Genomic DNA, 941 nt, shown 5'->3' with positions numbered 1-941 from the left:
GGGCGCCCGGCGCGGCCGGGTCGATCGGCAGGTACGCCGCCCCGGTCTTGAGCACCGCCAGGATGGCCACGATCGCCCGCACCGACCGCGAGAACAGCACCGCCACCGACTCTCCCGGCCCCGCGCCCTGCTCGGCGAGCAGGCGCGCCAGCCTGGTGGCGGCCTCGTCGAGTTCCCGGTAGGTCATCGACGTGCTGCCCCAGCTGATCGCCGCCGCGTCGGGCCGGTCGGCGACCTGCGCGTCGAACAAGGCGGGAATCGACGGCAGCGCGGGCAGCGGCCGGGTCAACACCGCCCGGTTGCCGATCTCGTCCAGGCGGGTGCGCTCGGGCGCGCCGAGCAGATCGACCGACGACAGTGGCCGGCCCGGGTCGGCGGCCATCGCGAGCAGCACCCGCTCCAGCCGGTCGCGCAGCGCGTCGATGGTCTGGGTGTCGAAGATGCCGGTGTCGTACTCCACCCGCAGGCCGAGTTCCTGGCCGGACAGGGCGGCCTGCATCGTCAGCGGGTAGTGGTTGCGCTCGAACATGTTGACGTCGGCGATCGCCAGTTCGTGGTCGACGGCCATCGCGGAGGTGTCCAGCGGATAGTTCTCGTAGGCGAACAGGGTGTCGAAGAGCTGCTCGTGTCCGGTGAGCCGGTGGATCTCGTGCAACGCCAGGTGCTGGTGGTCCAGCGTGTCGGCGTGGGCGCGCTGCATCTGGTCGAGCAGCTCGGTGGTGGTGGTCGACGCCGTCATGTTGGCGCGCACCGGGACGGTGTTGATCATCAGACCCACCATCGATTCGGCGCCGAGCACCTCGGCCGGCCGGCCCGACACGGTGGTGCCGAAGGCGACGTCGTGCTGGCCGGTCAGCCAGGCCAGCAGCTGCGCCCACCCGGCTTGCAGCACGGTGCTGACGGTGGTGTGGCCGGCGCGAGCCAGTTCGCTGACCGCGCGG

At 71.8% G+C, this 941-nt stretch carries 1 protein-coding gene; it reads right to left on the bottom strand.

Annotated features, from left to right (window positions below):
• Positions 1-941: condensation domain-containing protein (locus tag A5646_RS09710; protein ID WP_156765568.1), on the bottom strand; the 941-nt coding region annotated here is incomplete at both ends.

This window comes from Mycobacterium sp. 1245499.0, from assembly GCF_001673615.1.
GTDB classification, from domain to species: Bacteria; Actinomycetota; Actinomycetes; order Mycobacteriales; family Mycobacteriaceae; genus Mycobacterium; species Mycobacterium europaeum_A.
This window is presented reverse-complemented; position numbering and strand designations above follow the sequence as displayed.